Consider the following 24,925-nt stretch of genomic DNA (forward strand, 5'->3'; position numbering starts at 1 on the left):
CTACCGGCCTCCGTTCAGCTTCGGATCGAACCGGTCACGCAGGCCGTCGCCGAGCAGGTTGAAGCCCAGGACGGCCACTGCAATGGCGGCACCGGGCCAAATGGCCAGTGACGGCTGGCTGCCAAGGAACTGCTGGGACTCCTGCAGCATGCGTCCCCAGGACGGCACCGGCGGAGGGGTGCCCAGCCCCAGGAAAGACAGGGCTGCTTCAGCCAGGACCGCCAGGGCAAAGGTCACGGAGCACTGCACCACCACCATGCCGGCAATATTCGGCAGCACGTGCCGGCGGGCGATCCGCAGTCCGCTTTGGCTTGAAGCCCGCGCGGCAAGAACATATTCCGTGCTCATCACCTGCAGGGTGCCGCTGCGCGCCACCCTGGCAAAACCGGGAATGGACCCGATCCCGATGGCAACCATGGCTGTTCCGGTTCCCGCGCCGAACACGGCGCCGAACACGATGGCGACCAGCAGAGCCGGAAAGGCCAGCAGAATGTCGGTGCCCCGCATGGTGACTTCTTCGGTGATGCCGCCGCGCATGCCGGCCAGGACGCCCAGCGGTGTTCCCACCAGCAGGGCAATGCCGACGGCGATCAGCCCCACGAACAGCGTAATGCGGGCGCCGTAGAGGATCCCCGAAAACACGTCGCGCCCGTAGCGGTCAGTGCCCATCAGGTGATCGGCGCTGGAACCGAGCAGCCGGTCCGAAGGCACGGCCCGCACCGGGTCGTACGGCGTCCAGAAGAAGGATAGGAGTGCTGCCAGGACGACCACTCCAACCAGCAGCGACCCCACGAGGAGGGTGGCGGAGATCCGCCGTTTCGGGGCGCTGGTCGACGGCGAACCGGCGGTTCCGGGGACGGCGGTGGGAATTTCGCTCAACGTCCTAGGCCTTCTTTCGGATGCGCGGGTCAAGGACGGTGTACAGGACATCCACCACCAGGTTAACGATGAGGGTGACCGCCACGAGCACCATCACCACGGACTGAACCGTCAGCAGGTCGCGGTTGCCCACCGCGTCCAGGAGCATCGATCCCAGTCCCGGAATCACGAAGACCCGTTCAATGACGACGGCGCCGATAATCAGTGCCGCGAACTGGACGCTGGCGACAGTGAGGACCGGAATGGCGGCATTGCGCAGCCCGTGCTTCACCAGGGCTTCAAGCTTGCCCAGGCCTTTGGCACGGGCGGTGCGGAGATAGTCCTCGCTCATGATTTCCAGGACGGCCGAGCGGACGTACCGGGTCAGGATGGCTCCCTGTACGGAGGCGAGGGCCAGCACGGGCAGGCACACCCGGCGCAGGAAGTCGCCGAAGTCCTCTCCCGGCGGAGTCCAGCCGTTGGCGGGGAACCACCCCAACCCCACCGCGAAGACCACAACGAGCATGATTCCGGCCAGGAAACCGGGAATAGCCACACCCACCTGACTCAGTCCGCTGAGCAGGATCCCGCCAACCTGCCGGTGGCGGACGGCCATGAGGGTGCCGAACGGGATCGCGATCAGCAGGGCTGCGAGCATGGCCAGCCCCACCAGGATCAAACTGACCTGCACCCGGTCCAGGACCTGCGGGCTGATGTCCTGCCGCGTCACGTAGCTCACGCCAAAGTCACCGCGGGGCAGCCCCAGCACCCAGTCGAAATACTGCACTGCGAGGGGCCGGTCGGTGCCAAACTCCCGGCGGGTCGCGGCCAGCAGTTCCGGCGTCGCATTCACGCCCAGGGCGATCTGCGCCGGATCGCCGGGCACGGCGCGCATGAAGAAGAATACGGCCACCGTTGCCGCAACGAAGGTGACGGCAAAGCGTGCTGCGTTGATCAGCAGCCTCAGACCCATGGTGCCGCTACTCCCAGCCGATGGACCCCAGGTCCAGGGCTTCCGTGACTGAGTTGGCGGGGATCCCGGTGACGTCGGCCTTGGCTACCACGATGTTCGGGAAGAGGAAGAGCACTCCGGCCGCGGCGTCGTCGGTAATGGTGCGCACCACCTCCTGCATCCCGGAAATGTAGCCGGCCTCGTCGGCGGTATCGGCGGCGGCTGCCGTTTCGGCGATGGCTGAATTGTCGTAGCCCAGGTAGTAGTCGGGGTTGTTGAACATGGTGAGCAGGTCCCGGCTTTCCACCGCCAGGACCACGGACATGTCGTAGTCGTGCTGGGTGAAGACCTGGTCGAGCCATACCGCGGGGAACTCCGCGGATTCGATGGTGGCATTGATGCCCACCTCGGCCAGCTGTGACACCACGATCTCGGAAACCGCGGTGGCGTAGGGACGCGTCGGAACGGTAAACGTGATGTCGAGGTTCCCGGCACCGGCTTCCGCCAGCAGCGCCCGTGACTTCTCCGGGTCGTAGGGGTATTTCCCGTTGAGGTCTTCGTAGTACGGGTCCGTGGGCGGAACCGGCGCACCGATCAGCGTGCCGTAGCCGCTCCAGGCCGTGTCGATGACGGCCTGGTTGTCGATGGCGTGCAGCACCGCCTGGCGGACACGGACGTCGTCGAACGGGGCCCTCCTGTTATTCATCGACAGCATGATCTCGCCGTTGGAGGTGCCGTCGAGCACCTGGTAGGCCGGGTCGCTTTCGAAGTCGGCCAGCAGCTCCGGCGCCTGCATGTTGTGCACCACGTCCACGTCTCCGGAGCGGAGGGCATTGGTGGTCGCGACGGCGTCGGCGAAGTACTTCAGGGTGGCCGTCCCGACCTTCGGCGCCTCGCCCCAGTAATCGTCCCGTGCCTTCATGTCGATGGACTGCCCGCGGTTCCAGGCTTCAATGGTGAAGGGGCCGGTGCCGATCGCAGTGGCGGCCAGGTCGTCCACCCCGTTCTCGTCGAACATCGCCCCCACAGGGGTGCCAAGGTCGAAGAGCCAGGCGTTCGAGGGCCGGGCCAGGACAACCTCCACCTCCGTGTCCCCCAGGACGTTGACCGCTTCCACCACTGACATCTTGGTTTTCAGGCTCGAGACCCAGGCGTCGGACAGGACGCGCTCGATGCTGAACTTAACGTCGTCGGCGGTGAAGGCCTCTCCGTTCGAGAAGGTCACGTCCGGCCGCAGGCTGAACGTATAGGTCCGGCGGTCATCGCTGATCTCCCAGGACTCGGCCAACAGCGGCTGGATGGTGCCTTCCTGGTCGATCTCGACCAGGCCTTCGTAAACGTTGGACATCAGTGCCTGGGGAATCGCCGCGCCCGCTGTGGTGGTGAAGTCCAGGTTGGTGGGTTCCCCGGTCAACGCCACCGTGATGTCCGTCCGTTCCGACGGCTCGGCGGCTTCCGTGCCGCCCGAGCCTGCCGAACAGGCCGAAAGGGACAGCGCCGCGGCCAGGATGACGGCAGGTACCCGCAGGTGAGTGGGTCGCATTAGGATTCTCCATCTTCGAAAAGTGCCGGGGACACCGATGGCGTCCAGCCAACAGCATGCACATATATATGTCTACACGTTGGAAGGTCAGACCAGTTACAAAAAGTCCGAAACGGGGTGCGCTGCTCCCCACAGCCGGGTACATTCGGTACTCACCCGTCAACCGGAGGACCGCATGAGCAAGATTAGCTTCACCCCGGCTGTTCCTGTGCTGACCTATGAGCGCGTCGTGGAGCAGATCGAGGAAGCCATCCTCTCCGGCGCCCTGGCACCGGGACAGCATTTGCCGAGCGAGCGGGAACTCGTGGTCCAGTTCTCCGTCAGCCGGCCCACGGTCCGGGAAGCCCTGCGGGTGCTGCAAAGCCGGGGGCTGATCGCGTCGCGCCCCGGAGTCCGGACCGGACCCGAGGTGCTGCCGCTCACCGGGCTGGCGCTGGAGCGCTCCTTCAGCACCCTCACGCGCGTGGCAGCCCTGTCCCTGTCCGATCTGGTGCAGTTCCGGGTCATCCTGGAAAGCTCGGCCTGCCGCCTGGCCGCCACGCTGCACACCGGCGAGCAGCTCGACGCCATGTCATCCGCCGTCGGACGCATGAAAGCATCGGTGCACGACGCCGACATGTTCAGCCGTGCCGATCTGGACTTCCACACCGCCGTCTGGGAGGCAAGCGGCAATCTGCTGCTCCAAACCAGCGGGCAGGCCGTCTCGGCAGCGATCCTGAGCCTCATGAATGACAGGATTTCCATGGCTCCGGATCCCCGCCTCGCCATGGAGGAGTCAGCCGCCAGCGACCGCATCCTCTTTGAAGCCATCGCCGCCGGAGCCGCGTCGGCCGCCGGAGCCCATGCCCGCGCGGCTATTGCGGATCATTTTGCACTGTATCTGGACGACCGCGGCAGGACAGCGCTGGCCGCCCTCGCCGCCGGGGCTTAACGAAGAAACAGGACGGGAAATGCTTCCCGTCCTGCAACTTATTCAAGCCGTTCCCGAAGGAACCCAAATCTGGATTTAGAGGGCCTGGATGTTTACGGCCTGGGGACCCTTGGGGCCCTGCTCGGTGTCGAAGCTAACCTTCTGGTTCTCTTCGAGGGAGCGGTAGCCACTCGAGTTGATAGCGGAGTAGTGAGCGAAAACGTCGGCGCTTCCGTCATCGGGCTCGATGAAGCCGAAGCCCTTTTCGGAGTTGAACCATTTCACGGTACCTGTTGCCATTTTTAATCATCCTTCTAAAGAAACCACCCCCGACCTTCGGGGAGTTTCACGCTGCAGCGCCGTACGCGGCAATCTATAGAAAAAGCGGCTGGCCCTTGATTTGGGCTTCGCCGCTTGGAACACAGAACGCCCCACGCTACAACTTCGTCCAGTATACACAGGGCCCCCGAAGCGCGGCACCCCTGTTGCCGTACTACTCGTTAGGCTGATGGTATGCGTTCCGCCACCGTTTCCGCCGCTTCGGACCCGTCCCGTCAGCAGGCGCCATCATCCATCTTTCCGCCCGTACCCTCCCCCATCGACGCGTATCTGCAAAAAATCCACTCCGAAATTGCGGAGTTGAAGGACGGCAAGCCGTACAGCAACATTCCGGCCATGGCCAACGTGGATCCCAACAACTTTGGCATCGCGCTGGCAACGGCCGACGGATTCGTCTACGAGATCGGTGACACGCGCGAGGAATTCAGCATCCAGTCCATCTCCAAACCCTTCACCTACGGCCTGGCCCTGGCGGACAGGGGCATGGAGGCCGTGGATGCGAAGGTGGACGTGGAGCCTTCCGGGGACTCCTTTAACGAGATATCCCTGGCCGAAGGCACCGGCCGCCCGGCCAACGCCATGATCAATGCCGGCGCCCTCACCGCAACCTCCCTGGTCCGCGGCTCCGGCGGCATCACCCGCTTCAACCGGATCCTGAACACATACTCCGCCTTCGCCGGCCGCCAGCTGTCAGTCAGTGAACGCACCTACCGGTCCGAACTGAAGTCCGGCCACCGCAACCATGCCCTGGCCTACCTGCTGCGGTCCTTCGACATCATTGAGTCTGATCCCGCACCGGTCATCAAGGACTACTTCCGCCAGTGCTCGGTCATGGTCAACACCCTGGATCTGGCCATGATGGCAGCCACCCTCGCCAACAGCGGCCGCAACCCGCTCTCCGGAGACCAGGTGCTGGAGATTGCACCCGTCGAGCGGGTCCTGTCGGTCATGGCCACCTGCGGGATGTACGACGACGCCGGTGCCTGGCTCTCCAGCGTCGGCATGCCGGCCAAGTCCGGCGTCGGCGGCGGCACCATTGCCGTCCTGCCCGGGCAGGTTGGCCTCGCCGTCTATTCGCCCCCTCTGGACGCGCACGGCTCAAGCGTCCGCGGGGTGGCCACCAGCCAGCGGATCTCCCATGACATGCAGCTGCATTTCGTCCGGGCGGCGCGGACCGGCCGCTCCGCCATCCGCAACGTCTTTGACATCACGGCCGCCCCGTCGGGTGTGCGGCGCACCGACGAAGCCAGCGAGGTGCTGCGCAGCCACGGCCACCGCGCCCGGGTCCTGGAGCTCAACGGAGACCTGCTCTTCGCCGGTGCCGAATCCGTGGTGCGGGCAGTCTCCGGCCTGGAGGACGACGTCGAACTCGTGGTCCTGGACCTGCGCAGCGTCGATGAGGTTTCCGGGGTGGCGCTTCGCCTGTTCGCTGAGTCGGCCGCGATGCTGGCCGGGACCGGCCGCGGTCTGGTGCTCGTGGACGGCGAGGGAACCGTCGCCGAAGACCTCTCCGGGAGGGGGCTGGAGGTTCCCACGTTCGTGACCCGCAACGCCGCCGTCGAATACTGCGAGAGCCGGCTCATCGACTCTTACGGAACCGAACTCATCATGCCGGACGTGATGGAACCCGTGGATTCTCCGGCGCTGCGGCAGCTCGCTCCCGAGGATGCCGCGGCAGTCCAGGAGCGCATGCTGGAACGGGACTACGACGACGGCGATGTCATCCGCCGGGTCGGGCAGCGGTTTGGCGGGGTCTTCTTCATTGTCTCCGGCACCGTCACCACCTCCATGCCGGCACCGGATGGTTCCCGGATCAAGCTCACCACCCTGGGGCCGGGCATGACCTTCGGGGAAATGGCACTGGCCGAGGACCGGCGCCAGGAAACCACGGTGAAGGCGGGCGGCCGGTTACGGCTGAAGGTCCTGACCGCCGACACCATGGAGTCCCTCGAGGAGGAAAACCCCCGGCTGGCGGTGGAGCTATGGAAAGCCCTCACCCGCGATGCCTACACCCGGGTGGAGCAGTACCTGCGGGAGAGCGCGCTGCGCGCCCGGGATTGACGCACCCCGGCCCGGGTTTCGCAGACTCCCGGGCCGGGGCGGCGGCCGCTTCCGCAGTGGCAGGGAAGAATCCCGCGGGCCGGGCCCGGTGTTCGAGTTAGACACAAAAGCAGGACGGGAAACCCGTCCTGCTTTTGTAAGGCAGATCAGTACAAGTACTGAACCAAAGTCTCTAAATTAGAGCGCCTGGATGTTCGTAGCCTGGGGACCCTTGGGGCCCTGCTCGGTATCAAAGCTAACCTTCTGGTTCTCGTCCAGGGACTTGTAACCATTGGAGTTGATAGCGGAGTAGTGAGCGAACACGTCGGCGCTGCCGTCATCGGGCTCGATGAAGCCGAAGCCCTTTTCGGAGTTGAACCATTTCACGGTACCTGTAGCCATTTTAATATTCCTTCTGGATTGAAGCAGATCCCGACTTTCGGGTAGCTTCAGTCGCGGTGTTCCTTACCGCTTTTACAGAAAAGCGGCTAGCCCGTTTGGGGTTTCGCCGCTTGAAATACAAAATGCGCAACAACCAACAACTGAGTAAGACTCTACACCACTTTCGCTGCGGCGGTTAATCGGCCTCCCTGAACACCTGAACATCCCTGACTGCCGGTGATCGGGCCTCCCCGCTGCGGCCCGATCACCGGCAGCGGGGCCCCTATCGGGGCATCAGCAGATGGGCGGGAATTGCAGACTGGTCCGTGATCCGCCGCAGCAGCATCGGGTCGATAAGTTCCCCGCGGCGCAGAACGCTGACATCGCCCGTCGGTTCCAGAATGACCAGGGCCACCTCGGAGAAGTTCCTGATGCCGGCCTGGCGCAGCTTGAAGTACACCTCATCCTCTTCAATGCGGGCGGCCTTCAACCCGCCCTGCACAAGGTCCTCGCCCGCCATCAGAAGAATCGGTCTACTCGAGAGGTAAGCGCCGCGCCTGGTCCGCCGCAGCACGGCCTCCAGCCGGAACAGGGCAAACATGGTCGCCAGACCAATGATCCCGGCGGCCAGCGTGGGGGTGTTCCCCAGCACAACGCGCCCCAGCACCGAGCCGAAGGCGATCACTATGGCTTTGTCCATCGTGGACCAGCTCGCCAGCGCGCGCTGTCCGGCTGTCCGGATAAGGACAAAGAAGGCTGCATAAATGCCGATGGCGGACAGGACAACCGCGAGCGCTTCCAGCGGCGTAATTCCGAGATTCTGCCACACTGTCATTCTCCTCACGTTGAAAGGACGGAACCGTGTTCCGGTTCCGGACAGTCAGCGGCGACGGAGAGCGTCTGGCCTGGTTTGTGCATGCTGCAGCCGGCGCCTGCAGCCGCGTGCCCGCTAGAAAAATGCTAGCCGTGCGGACCCGCGCCGTGACAGGCCGCGGACCGGGCGGAGCCGGCTCAAAGCCGAGACGGCCGGCTGGCGGGGAGGGCTCCGGCGGCGGCCGCCGCCTGCGCCTCCCCTGCAGCCTGGCCGGGCGCCGCATTGTTAGCCGGCCGCCGCTCCGCCGGCCATGGACTGGACAGCGCGGTAGGCAAAGACCATGGCCGAGCCCAGCGGAATCCCCGGTCCCGGATAGAAACGGCCGGAGAAGGATGCGCTGGTATTGCCGACTGCGTAGAGCCCCGGAATCGGGTCACCGCCGTCGGTGAGGACACGGGCGTCCGGATCCGTGCGCAATCCGCCCTTGGTGCCCAGATCGCTGAGCACCATGCGGGCAGCAAAATACGGCGGCTGCGCCACCGGCACCAGGGCGGGATTGGGGCCGTGCGAGGGGTCTGTGAAGAAGAGGTCGTAGGGGTCCTCGCCGCGGTGGAAATCCTCGTCCACTCCGCTCTCGGCAAACCCGTTGAACCGGGCGACGGTGTCGGTCAGGGCAGCCGGGGGCAGACCCGTCAGTTCCGCCAGTTCCCCTACGGTCTCCGCCTGGAGCCACGTTCCCGCCGACAGATGCTCCGCGGGGGAAGTGTTGTCCGGGCGCATGATGGCCGGCAGCTCCTCCGAAGCGCGAATCGAAGATAAACCAGGAGGGAATCCGGTCAGCAGCAGCCGCCGCCATGACCCGTCCCATCTGGTCGTAGGGAAGGGACTCATTCGCAAAGCGCTTTCCGTTTCCGTCCACCATGAGCCCGCCACGGAAGCCGAGGGTGAAGGCGCAGTCTCCGGCAGGCTGCGCGGCCCCGGGCACCACCAGGCCTGGTCCATAAGTTCAACGGCGCCCCCTGCCTCCCGGGCGGCGCGGATAGCGACGCCGTTGTTGGCGGCCGCCGGAGCCATGGTCCAGTCCGCCGAGCCGGGCGTGCCGTTATCGGCGCGCATCTGCGGATTCGCCTCGAATCCACCCGCCCCCAGAAGCACACCCGCACGGGCACGCACCCGGCCCGGACCGCCGGAGCCTTCCACCGTCAGGCCCACTGCTTTGCCGTCCTCAATGACAAGGCCGGTCATCGCCGTGCCCGTAAGCACCGTCCCGTTTCCCGTATTGGTCAGGGCCAGCAGCAGGCGTCCGATCAGTGCCTGCCCCGCGGTGAGCGGACCGTCCGGATGTGACTTTCCCAGCCGGTCCCGTTCGATCCGGGGCCGCACCAGCGCGGCCAGCTCGCCGATCTCTTCACGCGGCAGGTCCACAGGCATGATGGACCGTCCCACTTCCATCCGTCCCGGGCCCGGGAAGTAATCAGGAAACGCCGTCCATCGGAACTCGATGGCCGGATCGTGCTCCAGTGCCTTGACGAGCTCGGGTGCCGTAGCCAGGAACGCTTCCCGGCGCTCCGCCTGGTCCCCGCCGAGCAGCGATACCAGAAACGTGTTGGCCGCTTCCCGGGAATCCTGCACGCCGGCACGTTCCTGCACCTGGGTCCCCGGCAGCCAGCAGGAGGCCCCTGCATAGGAAGAGGCCCCGCCCAGGAGGTCCGTCTTTTCAAGCACCAGGGTTTTCAAACCGCGGGACGCAGCGCTGAAGGCCCCCGCCATTGCTCCGGCACCGGACCCAACCACGACGACGTCGTACTCGCTGTCCCATTCCTGCCCAATGTTTTGCCCGTTTGCCATGGTTTCCCTTTTCGTCGTCGCCGGTGGAACGCAGGCCCGGCTGCGGTGTTCCGCCGGATGGCCCGCCCCTTAGATTGTCAGGCGGAAAATCCGGTGGTCCGGGCTGTCCCACACATCGGGACTGGCCCAGCCGGCGGTGTCACATGTGCCTAGCCTCAAGGTTCGAGACGTTCGCACACGGGTGTATTTGAAGGGAACGGTTCCAGATGAGCATTGTTGAGTCAGACCAGGACGAGATCAGGCAAATTGAATCAGGTGAGGTACCCACGCGCTACGCGCGTGGATGGCACTGTCTTGGCCTGTCGGATAAGTACAAGGACGGCAAGCCGCACACTGTCAATGCCTTTGGCCAGAAGCTGGTGATTTTCACCGGAAGCGACGGCAAGATCAATGTGCTGGACGCCTATTGCCGCCATCTGGGCGGTGACCTTTCCAAGGGCACCGTCAAGGGCAACGAAATTGCCTGCCCGTTCCACGACTGGCGCTGGGGCGGCGACGGACGCTGCAAGTCCGTTCCGTACAGCCGGCGGGTACCCATGCGCGCCCGCACGAGTACGTGGCAGACCATGGACCAGGACGGCCTCCTGTTCGTCTGGAATGATCCGGAAGGCAACCCGCCGCCGGAAGACGTCGCGATTCCCCGCATTGAGGGCGCCGAGGACGAGGGCTGGACCAAGTGGGTCTGGAACGAGATTGTGGTCAACACCAGCACCCGCGAAGTCATCGACAACGTCGTCGATATGGCCCACTTCTTCTATATCCACAACAACTTCCCCACCTACTTTAAGAACGTCTTCGAGGGGCATGTCGCCACCCAGTACTTCGACGGCATCGGCCGTGAGGACGTCACCCCGGCCAATCCGGATCCCCGCGCTCCGAAGATGCAGAAGACCAGTTCGGTGGCTTCCTACTACGGTCCGTCCTTCATGATCGACGATCTGGTTTACACGTACGAGACCTTCGAGATGAAGACGGTCCTCATCAATGGGCATTACCCCATCGATGAGAACTCCTTTGTCCTGATGTCGGGGATCATCGTGGAAAAGAAGCCGGAGCTGCCGGGGGATCCGGACCAAATTGCCACCACCCAGGCACAGTACATCCTCCGGGGCTTCAACCAGGATGTGGAGATCTGGCAGAACAAGGCCCGGATCGACAACCCGCTGCTGTGCGAAGAGGACGGCGCCGTCTACCAGCTGCGCCGGTGGTACGAGCAGTTCTTCGTGGACGTGGCCGACGTCAAGCCGGAGATGACCGACCGCTTTGAGCATGAGCTGGACACGAGCCGGCCGGTGGAGAGCTGGCAAAAGGAAGTGTCGAACAATCTGGCCCTGCGCAAGGCTGCCGAGGGGCAGTTGATCTAATGACAGCGCGCAGCGATCTCCGCATGCTGGACAATCCGATGCAGCCGCTGGACTGCAGCGCCTGCGCTGCCTCCGTGCTGGTGCGCAAGTCGAATTGGCAGCAGACCAGCATCCAATGGAATGAAACCGCGCAGAAGGCTTGCCGGGAGCGTCCGCTCGCCTGCCGGGGAGACAGCCCGACGGAACAGTTCGCCGGCTGCGAGACCTTGGGGGCGACCATCCGCAATGCCTCCCTGGAGGGCAGGATTGACGTGATTTTCAAGGACGTGCCGGAGAAGTAACCCGGGATGCACGAAAACACGAAAGCGGAAGGGGCCGGTTCCCAGTGAACCGGCCCCTTCCGCTTTGCTGTGCCCTGCTCCGTTACCGTTACCTGGTTACTCGTCGTAGGTAATCCTGACCTTCTCGCTGACGGCCACCGCCTGGCAGGCCAGAATGTAGCCCTCACCGAGGTCCGCCGCGTCCAGGACTTCGTTCTTTTCCATCCGGATCTCGCCCTCCACAATGCGGCAGGTGCACGCACTGCAGGCCCCTTCCCGGCAGGAGTACGGAGCATCCATTCCGGAGTTCAGCAGGACATCGAGCAACCGGCTGCCGCCCGGCCAGGACAGGGACCGGGTCTCGCCGTCCAATCGGACCTCCACTTCGGTGCTCTCCCCCTCGACGTCGTGAACAATTGCTGCCGACGGCGCAAAGGGATCGGTGCCCAGGGAGGTGAACCGCTCAATGTGCACCTGTTCCTTCGGCATGCCCAGGGCCTCCAGGGCCTGGGCAACGCAGTCCATGAACGGCCCGGGGCCGCAGATGAAGACGTCACGGTCTGTGTAGGGTGCCGCCAGGGCACCGATGGAGGGCTGGTCCGGCAGCCCCTGGACGGTTCCAAGCCAATGGATGACCGTGAGCCGGCCGGGATGCTGCTGGGACAGGGCGATGAGTTCGTCCCGGAAGATAATGGAGGACTCGTCCTGGTTGGCATAAACCAGCGTCACCAGTCCGGTTCCGGCCACCAGCGCCGATTTCAGGATGGACATGACCGGTGTGACGCCGCTGCCTCCGGCGAACAGGAGGAAATCCCTGTCCAGCGAGCCCGGGGTGAAGGTTCCCGCCGGACGCAGGACGTCCAGGACGTTGCCTTCCACCACGTTGTCGCACAGCCAGTTTGAACCGTAGCCGTCCCTGGTGCGCTTGACCGTGACCTTAAGCTTTTCGTCCTGCTGCGGCGAGCTGCACAGCGAGTAGCAGCGTGCAGCGCCGCCGGGACGGTCGCTTGGAATCCGGATGGTGAGGAACTGCCCCGGCTTGTAGGTGAAGGTTGTGCCCGGCTCCCCCTCCGGTTCCAGAACGAGGGTATGGGCGTCCGGTGTTTCCCGGATGACCTCCACCACCCGCACCTGCAGGGGCGCCACGACTGACGAGGTGCTCATGATGCCGCTTCTTCCCGGCGCAGGAAGGCCAGTACGGTGCTTTCGAAAGCAGCTTTCTGTTCGATCATTGCCCAGTGCCCGCAGTTGGGGAACACATGCAGTTCCACGTCGGGAATGGTGCGCAGCGGCACCAGTACGCCGTCCAGCGGGGAAACCCGGTCATCACGGCCCCAGGTGATCAGCGTTTTGGCCTTGAGCTTGTGCAGCTGCGCCCAGGCCGGCGCGGCCTCGGAAGTGGCCGCCGCCGCAGCTGCAGCCTTCATGGCGGCCCTGCTGTACATCCTGCGGGCGCTGGCCAGCGTCGTCGGGTCGGTGGCCTGCTGCCAGCGTTCGTTGATCAGTTCCTCGGTGACCAGCCCCTGGTCATAGACCATGGACTCCAGCCACTGGACCAACCGCTCGCGGGTGGGATCTTCGGTGAAGGCAATCAGGAGATTGATCCCCTCGGCAGGTGAGGGGCTGAAGATATTCATGCCCATGCCGCCCAGCGTGACCAGCCGCCGCACCCGGTCCGGGTGAGCGATGGCGAACCGCGTGCCGATCATGCCGCCCATCGAGTTGCCGATGATGTCCACGCGGCCCAGGCCCAGTCCGTCCACCAGATCGATGACGGCCTGTCCCCCGGCCTGCATGGGATGCAGGTCCGAGGGGTCGCTGACGCCAAATCCCGGAAATTCCAGCACATAGCAGCGGAAGTGCCCGGCGAAGGCCGGAAGGATGCCCTTGAAGTTGCCCATGCCGGTCACCCCGGGGCCGGAGCCGTGCAGGAAGACCAGCGGCGGGCCCTCACCCGCTTCGTGGTAGCGCAGCACGCCGTTGGCGGTCTGCAGCTCGCGCAGCACTGTACGGCCGGTTCCGGCCGCACTGCCCTCTTCATGTCGAAGGTCCGTGGTCATTTCTCAGGCTCCTCGTGTACGAATCTCTTCGGTCTTCCTGAACCCTAAACAGTCCCCGCAAGGCGCAGCCACGCAGGTCCCGATCACCGGGATGGACCCGCGGTGGCCGCGGACCCGCAGCCAATCCCGGTGACCGGGACATTCCCGGCTGCCCCGCGCCGAAGAACCCTAGATTTTGCACAGAGGCGGAGTGCAGGCCCTGATGAGGAAGCGAGAAGCATCAATGACAACCACCGTAAATTCCGATGTGCTGACCGAGCGCGGCGAAGAACTTCGCTCCTACGGCCAGCCCAACGAAGACCTGGGCAAGCTCAACGACGGAACCGTCGATATTCTTCGCCAGTCCGGCGTCATGAAGCTGCTGGCCCCCGTCGAGTACGGCGGCACCCGGGCGCACCCCACGGAGTTCGCGGAAACAGTCATGAAGATCGCCAGCCTCGACGGCGCAGCCGGCTGGGTGGCAGGCGTCGTCGGCGTGCACCCCTGGGAGCTCGAGCTGATGGCTCCGAAGCTCCAGGAGGAGATCTGGGGAACCGACGACAACACCTGGGTGTCCTCCCCCTACGCCCCTATGGGCGTTGTCATCCCGGCCGACGGCGGCTACCGGTTCAGCGGACACTGGCAGTTCTCCAGCGGCACGGACCACGCGCAGTGGGTCATCCTCGGCGCCTTCGTCGGCGACGCCGAGGGCAAGCCCCTGATGCCCTATGAATCAGTGCATGTGGTGGTCCCGCGCGCCGACTACACCATCGTGGAAGACTCCTGGGACGTGGTGGGACTGCGCGGCACGGGCAGCAAGGACGTCATCATCAAGGACATTTTTGTCCCCGGGTACCGGGTCATCAACCAGGCCGACCTGTTCAGCGGCAAGGTGGCCCGCGATGCAGGCAAGACAGAGCCCATCCACCGCATTCCGTTCTACAGCCTGTTCCCTCTCGGCCTGACCTCCGCTGTGGTGGGCATCGCCGAGGAGCCTTGCACGCGCACCTGGAGTACCAGCGCAACCGCATGCAGGGCAACGGCTTCAAGAGCACCGAGGATCCCTACTCGATGTACGCAGTCAGCGAGGCCGCCGGAGAAATCCGGGCCTCCCGCTCCGCACTCCTGGACAACATCAGCAGGATCTATGACACGGCCGCCGCCGGCCGCGAAATCAGCCTCGAGCAGCGCGCCGTGGGCCGCCGCACCCAAATCCAGGCTGCCTGGCGCGCCGTCGCCGCCGTCGACACGATCCTGTCCCGTTCCGGCGGCAACGGGCTGCGGATGAACAATCCGATCCAGCGCTTCTGGCGCGACGCCCACATGGGCCTTGCCCACGCCATCCACGTACCCGGCCCCACCTACCATGCAGCAGTCCTGACGGAACTGGGCGTGGAACCGCCGGCAAAACTGGCCTCGATGGTCTAGCGCCGGGCGGTCCCCGGCACAAGCAGCGACTCTCAACCCAACAGCAAAGCGAGGAACACCATGACTCACATTCGAGGACTGGGCTATCTCAAGGTCCAGACCCAGCACATCGACCGCTGGCGTGAACTCACCGTTGAAGGTCTCGGCTTCGCCGAGGCCGTGGGCCCCGACCCCGACGGCCTGTACCTGCGCATGGACGAACGCGAAGCACGCCTGATCGTCCTCCCGGGGACTTCGGACCGGGTCCTGGCCGTGGGCTGGGAAGTCCGCGACCAGTTCGCCCTGGCGCAGGTGGCCAGGGACGTGGAAGCGGCCGGAATCACCGTCACCTGGCTTAATGAGGAAGAAGCGGACCAGCGCGGGTTGGAACAGGTCATCACCTTCGCTGACCCGGGCGGAACTCCGGTGGAGATCTTCTTCGGCCCCCGGCTGGACCACAGCATCCTGAAGACCGGTTACGCCCAGAAGTTCGTCACCGGCGCGCAGGGCATGGGCCACGTTGTCCTGCCCACGATGGCAATGGACAAGACCACGTCCTTCTACACCGACGTGCTGGGCTTCCTGCCCCGCGGCGCCGTCCGGCTGGGTCCGCGCCGCCCGGCCAACCGTTTCCGGTTCTTCGGCGTCAACCAGCGCCACCACAGTCTTGCCATTGGCGGTGCGCCCCATGCCGATGCGCCGGGTCTGGTGCACCTGATGGTTGAGGTCGAGGACCTGGACACCGTGGGGCGGGCTCTGGACAAGGTCACGAAGCAGGGCTTCAAGCTGTCGGCAACGCTCGGACGCCACACCAACGACAAGATGGTCTCCTTCTATGTTCGGGCTCCCGGCGGCTGGGACATCGAGTACGGCACCGAGGGCATGCTGGTGGATGAGACCTACTTCACGGCTGAGGAGATCACGGCCGAAAGCTACTGGGGCCATGATCATTCGGGCGCAGCGGACGAGCCGCTGGCCGCGTTTGTTCCCCAGAGCGCTGCCGTTTAGCCCCGCAACAAGCTGCCGGACCTCCGGGCGCGGGAAAGCCGCAACAACCGGTTTCCCCCTCCGCCCGGCGGTCCGTCTTCATCCGCTCCGCCGTTAGGAAACCCATGACTGCCTCCGCATCCGGCGCTGTTTCGTCGCCCAGCGCTGTTTCATCACCCGGACCGGTATCCGGGAGCGACGTTGAGCTGATCCGGCGCCTGACCCACGAGTACGTGTCCGCCCTTGACGGCGGCCGGCTCGACGACCTGGTGTCCCTGTTCACCGAGGACGGCGTCTGGGACGGCACCGGCTGGGGAATTCCCGCGGTTCAGGGGTCCGCCGCCCTGCGGGGGTTCTTCGAATCCACGATGTCCTCCAACCGCGGCACCTGCCATCTGGTCCTCAACCACATTATTGACGTTGAGGGGAACTCAGCGACGGGCACCGCCTACTTCCATGCCTTTGGCCGGCGCCTCGACGGCAGTCTGCAGGATTCCCTGGGACTGTATTCGGACGTGTTTGCCAGGACCTCCCGGGGATGGAAGTTCGCACGCCGCTCGGTGTCCGGGCTGCTGGCTTCCCCGGCTGCAGACTAAGCAACGGCTGATGCGGGCACCCGGACGCCAGCCGCTTTGGAAAGACGCGGGCCCGGACTGCTGCCCGGGCCCGCGTGCGTTCCGGCAGTCAGGAGCCGGTCCGACGGTCCTGCGGGAGATCCCCGGGAAACAGCGCCGCCGATACGCGGCGTGCGGCATCCAGGACCAGCGGAGCCACGCGTTCAATGGGATCCCTGACGGTGCCCACCAGGGAAATGCTTGCCACCGGCTCGCGCCGGCTCCGGATGGCCGCGGCCACGCAGGAAATCCCCTCGTAGCTCTCACCGGATTCATACGCCAGCCCGCCGCGCTGGCGGATCCGGTTCAGTTCCGCGTACAGGGCGGGAACATCCCTGATGGTCCGCGGCGTGTTTGCCGGCAGTCCGTGCCGGAACATCTCGTCCAGCTGCTCCGGGTTGATCCAGGCCAGCATGGACTTTCCCAGTGCCGTTGCATGGGCGGGCGCATTGCCGCCCACCCGCGACGGAACGGAGGTGGCCGAGCGGCCGCCGGCCTTGTCCAGATAATGGATGCTGGTGCCGTTCAGGACTGCCAGATGGACCACCATTCCGGTGCGCATCTGCAGGCTGTGCAGCAGGGGCGCAGCTTCCGCACGGATCCGGCTGTTTCCATTGTCCAGCCCGCCGAACTGCAGGGACCGCCAGCCCATCCGGTAGCCGTCCGGGGTGTGTTCCAGCCACCCCAGCTGCACCAGCTGATCCAGGATCCGGTGGGTCGTCGAGCGGGGCAGCCGGGTCCTGGAGGCTATCTCGTCCAGCAGCAGCCGGACGGAGCGCGAATCGAACACCTCCATGATCAGTGTCATCCTCGCCGCCATGGCGGGGGGCGGGCCGGAGGGTGCCGCGGCCGGCGCCCAGTCGACAGGAGCTGCAGTCAGGGAAACACTCATCGGCACCGCCCGGGAACATCGCCGGCGGAACGCCGGGGTGACCTGCAACAGGAAACATTCATTAGCTGGGACCTCCTTGGCACATCTATGGACCACAAAACCTATGTGAGCTAACGCACATTTGTTGCTTCACTGTACACATCACTACAGGAGTTGCGCCACCCTTTCCCATCCCGCTCTTCGGGACTGCCCCCGGGCAGGGCCGCACATCGGCGCAATACTGAAGGCTCACTTGGGAGGGACAGATGACTGCAACCATCGAGACCGCACCGGTTCAACCGGCAGGCATTGCGGAATTGGCAGCTCGGCTGCGCCGTGCCGAGCGGGACGGAACGCCGGTTGAGCCAATCCGCGGCCTGCTCGCGGACGGCGGCATCAGTGCTGCCTATGATGTCCAGCGAACCAACGAGGACGCCTGGATTGCCGAAGGCCGGCGCGTGGTTGGGCGCAAGATCGGGCTCACGTCACGTGCCGTACAGGCGCAGATGGGCGTGGACCAGCCGGACTTCGGCGTCCTCTTCGCGGACATGTGCCTGGCCGAGGGCGAAGCGCTGGCGGCCGGGGCGGTCCTGCAGCCGCGGGTTGAAGCCGAAGTGGCCCTTGTCCTGAAAAAGGACCTCCCCGAGCCGGACACCACACTCACCGAGCTGATTGCCGCCGTCGACTACCTGCTTCCGGCTATTGAGATTGTCGGGTCGAGAATCACCAACTGGGATATCTCCATCCTGGACACCATCGCCGACAACGCATCCAGCGGACAAATAGTTACCGGCACCCGCCCTGTCACGCCGTCGTCAATTGACCTGGCGGCCGCCGGCATGGTCATGGAGGTCAACGGCACGGTGGAATCAGTGGGCTCCGGCGCTGCCTGCCTCGGCCATCCCTACCGTGCCGCGCTCTGGCTGGTGAGGCGCATGGCGGAGCTGGAACGGCCGCTGAAGGCAGGCGAAATCGTCATGACCGGAGCCCTCGGCCCCATGGTCGCTTTTCCGCCCGGCGCCAATGCAGTCGTAAACATTCAGGGACTCGGACAGGTCCGCATCAAACATGAGGAGAAGTAGTGGGAACCAAGGAACTCTGGCCGGTGGCCATCATCGGCTCCGGCAACATCGGAACCGATCTGATGATCAAGGTGCTGCGCGGGGCCACACGGCTGGAAATGGGTGCCATGGTGGGCATCGACCCGGAGTCCGACGGCCTCCGGCGAGCCGCCGGCATGGGCGTTCCCACCACCGCGGACGGCATCCAGGGCCTGCTTGAGCTGCCCAATTTCAAGGACATCAAAGTGGTTTTCGATGCCACCAGCGCCTCCGCCCACCTCGCCAACTGGGAGCTGCTGAAGGACACCGGCGTTCGCGTGCTGGACCTGACGCCGGCCGCCGTCGGACCCTACTGCGTCCCGGTGGTGAACATTGAGGACCATCTGGATGACACCAACCTGAACATGGTCACCTGCGGCGGGCAGGCCACCGTGCCCATGGTCGCCGCGGTCTCGCAGGTGGCTCCGGTGCGCTACGCCGAGATCGTGTCCTCCGTTGCATCCCGTTCAGCCGGGCCCGGCACCCGCGCCAATATCGACGAGTTCACCGAAACCACGGCCCGTGCCCTGGTGGAGGTCGGCGGAGCGGCGGAGGGCAAGGCCATCATCATCATGAATCCTGCCGAGCCGCCGATGATGATGCGGAACACGGTCTACTGCCTGGTTGACGGCGAAACAGACCATGCCGCCATAGCCGCGTCGGTCGAGGCCATGGCCGCAAAGGTGCAGAAGTACGTTCCCGGGTACAAGCTCAAGCAGACGGTGCAGTTCGAGACCTTTGGCCCGGAGAATGCACTACACATCCCGGACACCGGCAGTTTCACCGGCACCCGGGTCACCGTGATGCTGGAAGTGACCGGCGCGGCGCACTATCTTCCCGCCTATGCGGGCAACCTGGACATCATGACCTCCGCTGCCATGGCCGTCGCCGAACGCTGGGCCGAACGCGGCGGAGTCCAAGAACAAAACATCGCTGCGGCGATGCAGGAGGCATAACCATGAGCAGGCTCTACATCTCCGACGTCACCCTTCGTGACGGCATGCATGCCATCCGGCACCAGTACACGGTGGACCAGGCCGTGGCCATCGCCACCGCCCTGGACGCGGCCGGCGTCGCGTCCATCGAGGTTGCCCACGGCGACGGGATCAACGGATCCTCCTGCGTGTACGGATTCGGGGCCCACACGGACCTGGAATGGATTTCCGCGGTTGCGGGCGCCGTCAAGCAGGCCAAGGTTGCCACGCTGGCTCTGCCCGGGATCGCCACCATCCACCACCTCAAGGATGCCAACAGCGCCGGTGCTTCGGTGGTTCGCGTGGCCACCCACTGCACCGAGGCCGACGTTTCAGCCCAGCACATCGGCGCCGCCCGGGACCTGGGAATGGACACCGTGGGCTTCCTGATGATGTCCCATATGTCTCCTCCCGCCGAACTGGCCAAGCAGGCCAAACTCATGGAAAGTTACGGCGCCACCTGCGTGTATGTGGTCGACTCGGGAGGTGCCCTGACCATGCCCGGCGTGGCCGAACGGATTGACGCCTTCCGGCAGGTACTGGACCCGGCCACTGAGATCGGCATCCACGCCCACGAGAATCTCTCACTGTCCGTGGCAAACTCCCTCACCGCTGTGGAACACGGCGCCAACCGGGTGGATGCGTCGCTGGCCGGCATGGGAGCCGGAGCCGGGAATGCTCCGCTGGAGGCGTTCATTGCCGCGGCAGACAAGTTTGGTCTTGACCACGGCTGCAACCTGCCGGCGCTGATGGACGCGGCCGACGACCTGGTGCGTCCGTTGCAGGACCGCCCGGTCCGGGTGGACCGGGAAACCCTGTCGCTGGGTTACGCCGGGGTGTACTCCAGCTTCCTGCGGCACGCGGAAACGGCCAGCACCCGTTACGGCATCCCCACCGCCGACATCCTGATGGAACTGGGCCGGCGGCGCATGGTGGGCGGCCAGGAAGACATGATCGTGGACGTGGCCCTGGACCTGCTGGCCCAGAAATAAACCGTCCAACCGCTTTCGAAAGGAACCACAATGACCGAAGTCAGCATGGAACAGCAGCGGCCGCTCACGAGCGATCCGATGGTTTTCCGCAACGTGCTGGGCCACTTCCCCACGGGCGTGGTTCTGATTACCGGCATGGCCGAGGACGGCGAGCCGGTGGGCATGATTGTGGGTTCCTTCACCTCGGTGTCGCTGGATCCGCCGTTGGTGGCGTTCCTGCCCACCGTCGCTTCGCGGACCTTCAGCAAGCTCCGCACTGCCGGTTCCTTCTGTGTCAATGTGCTTGCTGCGGACCAGGAGGACCTGTGCCGCCGCTTTGCCGGCAAGTCCGCGGACAAGTTCGCCGGCTTGTCCTGGCAGCCGTCGCCGCTCGGCGCACCTGTGCTGGACGGGGTGGTGGCCTACATCGACTGCACCTTCGATTCGATCAACGATGCCGGCGACCACTACATCGTCCTGGGCGCCGTCCATGAGCTGCAGGTGTGCAGCCCGGTGGCACCGCTGCTGTTCTTCCAGGGCGGGTACGGCCGCTTTGCTCCGATGTCGCTGAGCGCCCCCTTCGACGCGGACCTGATTGCCGGCGTCCGGCTGGCCGAGCGCGGCCGGAACGAAATGGAGCGGCTCGCCGCGGAGCTGGGTGTCGAATGTGCGGCCATGGCCGTCATCAGCGACCAGCTGGCCGTCATAGTCGCCGCCGCCGGTACGGCTCCGGAACAGGACGAACGCATCGGCGAACGCATTCCGCTGATGCCCCCCATGGGCGAACTCTGCCTTGCCTGGGAAGATCAGAAAACGATCGACCGCTGGCTGTCCCGTGCCCTGCCCAGCGACGAATGCACTCCCGACGAATACCGGGGGCGCCTGGAAGCGGTGCGGAAGCGCGGCTGGTCCATCACGATGCGGGGCGGTTACCGGGACGATCAGGTTTTCGAGGCCCTCCGCGAGTATTCCGCCGGCACCTACACCCCGGCCAAGGAACGCGAAATCCGCGAGATCATCTCCCGCACCTCCAACAGCTACGCTCCGGTGGAGCTGGAGGAAGGGCAGACGTACGACGTCGATTCCCTGCTCGCACCCGTCTTCGATGCCGCCGGAAAGGTCCGGCTGGTGCTGCGCATCGCCAACCTGCCCCGCCACGCCGAAGCATCCCGGATCCAGGCCTTGGCGCAGGAACTGCTGTCTGCGGCGCAGGCAATCGGCGCCGTGGCCGACGACTGAGGTTCAGCTCCGGGGCGGAGGGACCGAACCTGCCAGGACCTGTTCGGCTGCCCGGTGCAGACCGGTGGCCAACAGATCGGCCAGCAGCTCCGGTTCCCAGGTGCGTGCGTCGATCTGCCGGCTGAGCAGCAGGCCTTCCAGGAACCGGAAGAGACACTCGGACAGATGCTCCGCCAGCTCGGCTCCGTATGCTCCCGTGCCTGTGTCCGGCAGCACGGTGGAGAACCATTCCGCCGTTGTGCTCTGCATGTTTTCCATCACCGCCTCCAGACCCTGGACGCCGCCGAGGGCACGGTTGCTGTCCCGGAGCAGGAGCAGCAACCCCAGCCGCAGGATCCCGGTACCGGCGGACGTTCCCGCGAGGACATCCCGGAGCTGGCTGCGAAGCGGCACAGTCCAGTGGATGTTTTCTTTTCCGGACCGGCCGGACAGCACCGGCTGGACCGCTTCCCACTTCTCCGCAGCGCCGGCCACCACCTCCGCCACAAGGTCATCCTTGTCCTTGAAGAACCAGTAGAGCGAGCTCGCCGGCAGGGCGGCCCGTTCGCAAACCCGGGCTACCGTGACGCCGTCGTATCCGAATTCCGCGATGATTTCCTCGGCCGCCTGCAGGAAGGCCTGGCGCCCGGACTCGGTGCCGGTGCGCTCCACCGCCTGCACCGGTGCGCCTTCATAAGCGATCGGACGGCCGGCCGCCAGTTCAGCCAAGCGGTCCGCCATCGCCTCCAGGGACAGCGCCAGCAACCAGACAATGCGGTCCTCATCGAACCGGCGCCCCGCGTGCCGCCGGAGGAAGTAACTGTCCCGGACCGCGAAGGTGAGGTTGCCCAGCATCAGGGCTCCAACGGCCCGCTGCTCCATGTGCCCGGGGAGGCCGGGTTCCCACCATCGGGCCAGCCAGTCAATGCTCTCCCGCCGGATTTCCAGGAACCGGTCCCGGGTCGGTGCGTCCTCAGATGGCCGGACCACGGCCATCTGCAGCCCAAAACGCCAAAAGTCCTCGCGGGGCCACTGGAAAATCTGCTTATACAAATCCGCGCTCCGGTCGTCGCCCGAGGCAAACTCCGGCCACGTGGGGATTACCCGCAGATGGGCGCCGATGGCATATTCCAGGGCCGCTGCAATGAGTTGTTCCTTGTCCGAAAAGTGCCAGTATATGGAACTGGCTGACAGGCCGGTGGCCTTCCGGACCATGGAAATCCTGGTTCCCTCATAGCCGTGGCGGGCGGCAAGCCGCATGGTCTCTTCAAGGATCCGTTCGCGGGTTTGTTCGCCCTGCCGGTTTTTCCGGTCCGTCTTGCGCTGTGCCACTACCACCCAATGTTTTCCGTTCGAAACCCGGTCAGTTCCGGCGGGTTCATCCTTACACAGCCCGTTGCCCGCCGTCCGCCGCGGTCCCGGCTACCGATACCGGCCCAAACACGGATTGCCCGAGATAGGGCAGCATCAGCGCCTTTTGTTCCGGGGCGATCCGCAGCAGCCTGCCGGTTTCCCCCTCCACAAAAGCGAGCGTGGTCTCCGCTTGGGCGCAGGCCTGTGCCGTGACGGGATCCCTGATGACGTAGGCGATCGTGAAGCTCGCGCCTTTGAGCGCGCTGATCCAGACGGCGATCTCCGCCGGAATGGTGCGGTAAGTCAAGGGCGAGAGGTACTTGACCCGGTGCTCCGCTACGAGTGCCTGGGTGCCTGCGGGCACGTCGTTGAAGAGTGCGACAGCGGGTTCGCGCCCCGGGCCGGCGGTTCCGCCGGGAGGCCCGAAGGCATGAATTCTGGCCTCTTCGAGAATCCGCAGAATTTCCACATTATTGACGTGCCCGTAGGCGTCCATATCCCCCCAGCGCATGCCGACGGAGCACCGGATGACCTGCGGGGTTTCATTCATGGTTCGTTTCTAGCACACGCTGCGGCCCTCACCTTCCCGGCACCGCTGCGGCCGCTGCACCGGCACGCCGGCCAAAGAACGTGCCCTCGCCCAGGGAAGTGCCGCTGATGTATCCCTGTCCGTAGATCCCTGCGGTGGCGCGGCCGGCAGCGTAGAGGCCCGGAACCGGTGCCCCGGAGACGTCCAGCACTTCGCCGTCCATTCCGGTGCGCAGCCCGCCGAGCGTGAAGACACTCGCGCCGCCCCCGCCGGTGGAACCCGACTCGGGAGAGGTCATGCCGCGGCTGACATCGATGGCGGCGAAGGGCGGTTCCAGGGGCCGCAGCCAGCGCTTGTTCTTGGCGAAGTACGGGTCCTCCCCGCAGCCGCGTGCCGGTTGTACTCATGCACCGTCCCTGCCAGCGACCCCTCGGGCATGCCCACTTCCTGTTCGAGTTCTTCGATGGTCTCCGCCGCGTAGTGCGGCACCACGCCCCAGCGTTCCTCGACCGGGACTTCCTCGTAGGCCTGCTCATCGAGGATGACCCACACGGCCAGGTCCTGCTTGAAGAGGGCGGCCTGCCCGAGCAGCCCGGGATACTGGTCCTCGTTGATGAACCGCTGCCCCACCGCATTCACCAGCAGGCCCCGGACCACCAGCCCCGGAATCAGGGTGATCCCCACTTGGGCGGAGGACATCCGTGCCGTGCCGGCGCCCAGCGCCTGGGCCATGCGGATTCCGTGTCCGTCGTCCCCGCCGTCGCTCGTTACCCCCAGCCCCGTGAGCCGCGGGGCATGCAGGGCCACCATCTCGGCGTTGTCGGCGAAACCGCCCGTGGTCAGGATGACGCCCCGCCGGGCACGGTAGGTCACTGTCTTTCCGAAATGAGTGGCAACCACACCGGTAACCGTGCCGCCGTCGAGAATGAGCTGCCCGGCATAGGTGTCGGTGTGGACCCGGATACCCGCCCGCTCCACGGCCTCGGCCAACACTTTCATCAGCACCTTGCCGCCGTAGCCTTCCGAGGTAACCCGGTGTCCGCGGGGTGCAGGCTTTGCGACGGCGGCAAAAGGCATGGCGTTTTCACCCAGCCACATCAGTCCGTCGTCGGTGGGCGGCACCCAGGACGGGCTGTCCCACAGCGAGGGCTTGAACGGGACGCCGCAGCTGCTCAGCCACTCGTAATGTTCCAGGCTGCCCTCGCAGTAAGCGCGGATCTTCCCGGCATCGGCGTGCGGCCCCAGTGCCGCCAGCAGGTAGGCTTCCATGTCCTCGGCAGTATCGGTGAACCCGCATGCCTGCTGGATGGGCGTGCCGCCGCCGAGGTAGATCTCGCCGCCGGAATGGGCTGACGAGCCGCCTCCCCCGCCGGCACGTTCCAGGAGGATAACGTCCGCGCCGGAGGCCCGGGCCTCCAGGGCGGCGGCCGCCCCGGCGCAGCCGTAGCCGACCACCAGGACGTCCGTCTCATAGTCCGCCGGGCCGCTCCGCGGGAATCCACCGGTCCTGCCGTTTTTTGCGCGCTCATCCTCGAGCCCCTTCGTTTAGCCGC

At 65.4% G+C, this 24,925-nt stretch carries 26 protein-coding genes; 11 read left to right on the plus strand and 15 right to left on the minus strand.

From position 1 onward, the window contains the following. The 3 genes from OL239_RS15960 to OL239_RS15970 are packed head-to-tail and all read right to left on the minus strand — an operon-like array spanning position 1 to position 3,353. Positions 1 to 879, minus strand: a complete 879-nt coding sequence (locus OL239_RS15960; protein ID WP_442864163.1) for an ABC transporter permease — start codon at positions 877 to 879, stop codon at positions 1 to 3. 4 nt (positions 880 to 883) lie between these two features. Further along, positions 884 to 1,831 (minus strand): ABC transporter permease, encoded by a 948-nt coding sequence (locus tag OL239_RS15965; protein WP_268909717.1) that lies wholly within the window; start codon positions 1,829 to 1,831, stop codon positions 884 to 886. Between the two features lie 7 nt (positions 1,832 to 1,838). Then, complete coding sequence (locus tag OL239_RS15970; RefSeq protein WP_268909718.1) at positions 1,839 to 3,353, minus strand: ABC transporter substrate-binding protein; 1,515 nt, start codon at positions 3,351 to 3,353, stop codon at positions 1,839 to 1,841. A gap of 175 nt (positions 3,354 to 3,528) precedes the next feature. Between OL239_RS15970 and OL239_RS15975 the strand changes: the two genes are divergently transcribed. Beyond that, a complete protein-coding gene (locus OL239_RS15975) occupies positions 3,529 to 4,284 on the plus strand; it encodes a FadR/GntR family transcriptional regulator (protein ID WP_268909719.1) in 756 nt (251 codons plus the stop codon). 75 nt (positions 4,285 to 4,359) lie between these two features. Here the strand turns inward: OL239_RS15975 and OL239_RS15980 are convergent, their stop codons facing one another. Continuing rightward, positions 4,360 to 4,563 (minus strand): cold-shock protein, encoded by a 204-nt coding sequence (locus OL239_RS15980; protein ID WP_104055094.1) that lies wholly within the window; start codon positions 4,561 to 4,563, stop codon positions 4,360 to 4,362. 213 nt (positions 4,564 to 4,776) lie between these two features. Here OL239_RS15980 and glsA point away from each other — a divergent pair, with 213 nt between their 5' ends. Continuing rightward, the gene (gene glsA, locus OL239_RS15985; protein ID WP_268909720.1) at positions 4,777 to 6,663 is read left to right on the plus strand and encodes a glutaminase A; all 1,887 of its coding nucleotides are present in this window, start codon (positions 4,777 to 4,779) and stop codon (positions 6,661 to 6,663) included. Between the two features lie 177 nt (positions 6,664 to 6,840). Here the strand turns inward: glsA and OL239_RS15990 are convergent, their stop codons facing one another. From OL239_RS15990 to OL239_RS16000, 3 genes are all read right to left on the minus strand, one after another. Continuing rightward, a complete protein-coding gene (locus OL239_RS15990; protein WP_104055090.1) occupies positions 6,841 to 7,044 on the minus strand; it encodes a cold-shock protein in 204 nt (67 codons plus the stop codon). Between the two features lie 262 nt (positions 7,045 to 7,306). Beyond that, positions 7,307 to 7,852, minus strand: a complete 546-nt coding sequence (locus tag OL239_RS15995) for a DUF421 domain-containing protein (protein ID WP_268909721.1) — start codon at positions 7,850 to 7,852, stop codon at positions 7,307 to 7,309. A gap of 270 nt (positions 7,853 to 8,122) precedes the next feature. Beyond that, positions 8,123 to 9,685 (minus strand): FAD-dependent oxidoreductase, encoded by a 1,563-nt coding sequence (locus tag OL239_RS16000; protein ID WP_268909722.1) that lies wholly within the window; start codon positions 9,683 to 9,685, stop codon positions 8,123 to 8,125. A 206-nt stretch (positions 9,686 to 9,891) separates the two neighbouring features. On the opposite strand from OL239_RS16000, the gene OL239_RS16005 reads away from it, so the two are divergent. Both OL239_RS16005 and OL239_RS16010 read left to right on the plus strand, forming a co-directional pair. Continuing rightward, the gene (locus OL239_RS16005) at positions 9,892 to 11,049 is read left to right on the plus strand and encodes a Rieske 2Fe-2S domain-containing protein (protein WP_268909723.1); all 1,158 of its coding nucleotides are present in this window, start codon (positions 9,892 to 9,894) and stop codon (positions 11,047 to 11,049) included. Between the two features lie 23 nt (positions 11,050 to 11,072). Continuing rightward, positions 11,073 to 11,330: a hypothetical protein gene (locus tag OL239_RS16010; protein WP_268909724.1), complete on the plus strand. Its 258-nt coding sequence runs from the start codon at positions 11,073 to 11,075 to the stop codon at positions 11,328 to 11,330. A 96-nt stretch (positions 11,331 to 11,426) separates the two neighbouring features. Here OL239_RS16010 and OL239_RS16015 read toward each other — a convergent pair whose 3' ends face one another. From OL239_RS16015 to OL239_RS16025, 3 genes are all read right to left on the minus strand, one after another. Further along, on the minus strand, positions 11,427 to 12,473 hold the full coding sequence (locus OL239_RS16015) for a ferredoxin--NADP reductase (protein WP_268909725.1): 1,047 nt from the start codon (positions 12,471 to 12,473) through the stop codon (positions 11,427 to 11,429). Then, a complete protein-coding gene (locus OL239_RS16020) occupies positions 12,470 to 13,369 on the minus strand; it encodes an alpha/beta fold hydrolase (protein WP_268909726.1) in 900 nt (299 codons plus the stop codon). The genes OL239_RS16015 and OL239_RS16020 overlap by 4 nt, the downstream gene beginning before the upstream one ends. 220 nt (positions 13,370 to 13,589) lie before the next feature. Further along, the gene (locus OL239_RS16025) at positions 13,590 to 13,850 is read right to left on the minus strand and encodes a hypothetical protein (RefSeq protein WP_268909727.1); all 261 of its coding nucleotides are present in this window, start codon (positions 13,848 to 13,850) and stop codon (positions 13,590 to 13,592) included. 527 nt (positions 13,851 to 14,377) lie between these two features. Between OL239_RS16025 and OL239_RS16030 the strand changes: the two genes are divergently transcribed. The 3 genes from OL239_RS16030 (at position 14,378) to OL239_RS16040 (ending at position 16,338) form a co-directional block, all read left to right on the plus strand. Continuing rightward, positions 14,378 to 14,776 carry a hypothetical protein gene (locus OL239_RS16030; protein WP_268911798.1) on the plus strand — a complete coding sequence of 133 codons (399 nt, stop codon included), beginning with the start codon at positions 14,378 to 14,380 and terminating at the stop codon, positions 14,774 to 14,776. A 60-nt stretch (positions 14,777 to 14,836) separates the two neighbouring features. Then, on the plus strand, positions 14,837 to 15,763 hold the full coding sequence (locus OL239_RS16035; RefSeq protein WP_268909728.1) for a VOC family protein: 927 nt from the start codon (positions 14,837 to 14,839) through the stop codon (positions 15,761 to 15,763). Positions 15,764 to 15,867: 104 nt separating this feature from the next. Next, a complete protein-coding gene (locus tag OL239_RS16040; protein ID WP_268909729.1) occupies positions 15,868 to 16,338 on the plus strand; it encodes a nuclear transport factor 2 family protein in 471 nt (156 codons plus the stop codon). Positions 16,339 to 16,426: 88 nt separating this feature from the next. Here OL239_RS16040 and OL239_RS16045 read toward each other — a convergent pair whose 3' ends face one another. Next, positions 16,427 to 17,248 carry an IclR family transcriptional regulator gene (locus OL239_RS16045; protein WP_268909730.1) on the minus strand — a complete coding sequence of 274 codons (822 nt, stop codon included), beginning with the start codon at positions 17,246 to 17,248 and terminating at the stop codon, positions 16,427 to 16,429. A 245-nt stretch (positions 17,249 to 17,493) separates the two neighbouring features. Between OL239_RS16045 and OL239_RS16050 the strand changes: the two genes are divergently transcribed. From OL239_RS16050 to OL239_RS16065, 4 genes are read left to right on the plus strand one after another with little or no spacing between them, the layout of a single operon-like run. Further along, positions 17,494 to 18,309: a 2-keto-4-pentenoate hydratase gene (locus OL239_RS16050; protein ID WP_268909731.1), complete on the plus strand. Its 816-nt coding sequence runs from the start codon at positions 17,494 to 17,496 to the stop codon at positions 18,307 to 18,309. Further along, a complete protein-coding gene (locus tag OL239_RS16055) occupies positions 18,309 to 19,283 on the plus strand; it encodes an acetaldehyde dehydrogenase (acetylating) (RefSeq protein WP_268909732.1) in 975 nt (324 codons plus the stop codon). Before OL239_RS16050 ends, OL239_RS16055 begins: the two co-directional genes overlap by 1 nt. A 2-nt stretch (positions 19,284 to 19,285) precedes the next feature. Then, the gene (gene dmpG / locus OL239_RS16060) at positions 19,286 to 20,293 is read left to right on the plus strand and encodes a 4-hydroxy-2-oxovalerate aldolase (RefSeq protein WP_268909733.1); all 1,008 of its coding nucleotides are present in this window, start codon (positions 19,286 to 19,288) and stop codon (positions 20,291 to 20,293) included. 30 nt (positions 20,294 to 20,323) lie between these two features. Beyond that, the gene (locus OL239_RS16065; protein ID WP_268909734.1) at positions 20,324 to 21,511 is read left to right on the plus strand and encodes a flavin reductase; all 1,188 of its coding nucleotides are present in this window, start codon (positions 20,324 to 20,326) and stop codon (positions 21,509 to 21,511) included. 3 nt (positions 21,512 to 21,514) lie between these two features. Here the strand turns inward: OL239_RS16065 and OL239_RS16070 are convergent, their stop codons facing one another. Genes OL239_RS16070 through OL239_RS16085 form a run of 4 tightly spaced genes read right to left on the minus strand, consistent with a single transcriptional unit; the run spans position 21,515 to position 24,827 of the window. Beyond that, entirely contained in the window at positions 21,515 to 22,828 is a 1,314-nt protein-coding gene (locus tag OL239_RS16070) for a TetR/AcrR family transcriptional regulator (RefSeq protein ID WP_268909735.1), read from the minus strand. 46 nt (positions 22,829 to 22,874) lie between these two features. Then, positions 22,875 to 23,393, minus strand: a complete 519-nt coding sequence (locus OL239_RS16075) for an acyl-CoA thioesterase (RefSeq protein ID WP_268909736.1) — start codon at positions 23,391 to 23,393, stop codon at positions 22,875 to 22,877. 28 nt (positions 23,394 to 23,421) lie between these two features. Further along, positions 23,422 to 23,670 (minus strand): FAD-binding protein, encoded by a 249-nt coding sequence (locus tag OL239_RS16080; RefSeq protein ID WP_268909737.1) that lies wholly within the window; start codon positions 23,668 to 23,670, stop codon positions 23,422 to 23,424. Further along, positions 23,667 to 24,827: an FAD-dependent oxidoreductase gene (locus OL239_RS16085; protein WP_268909738.1), complete on the minus strand. Its 1,161-nt coding sequence runs from the start codon at positions 24,825 to 24,827 to the stop codon at positions 23,667 to 23,669. The genes OL239_RS16080 and OL239_RS16085 overlap by 4 nt, the downstream gene beginning before the upstream one ends. Positions 24,828 to 24,925 lie beyond the last annotated feature (98 nt).

This window comes from Arthrobacter sp. ATA002, from assembly GCF_026898095.1.
In the GTDB taxonomy this organism is placed as follows: domain Bacteria; phylum Actinomycetota; class Actinomycetes; order Actinomycetales; family Micrococcaceae; genus Arthrobacter_B.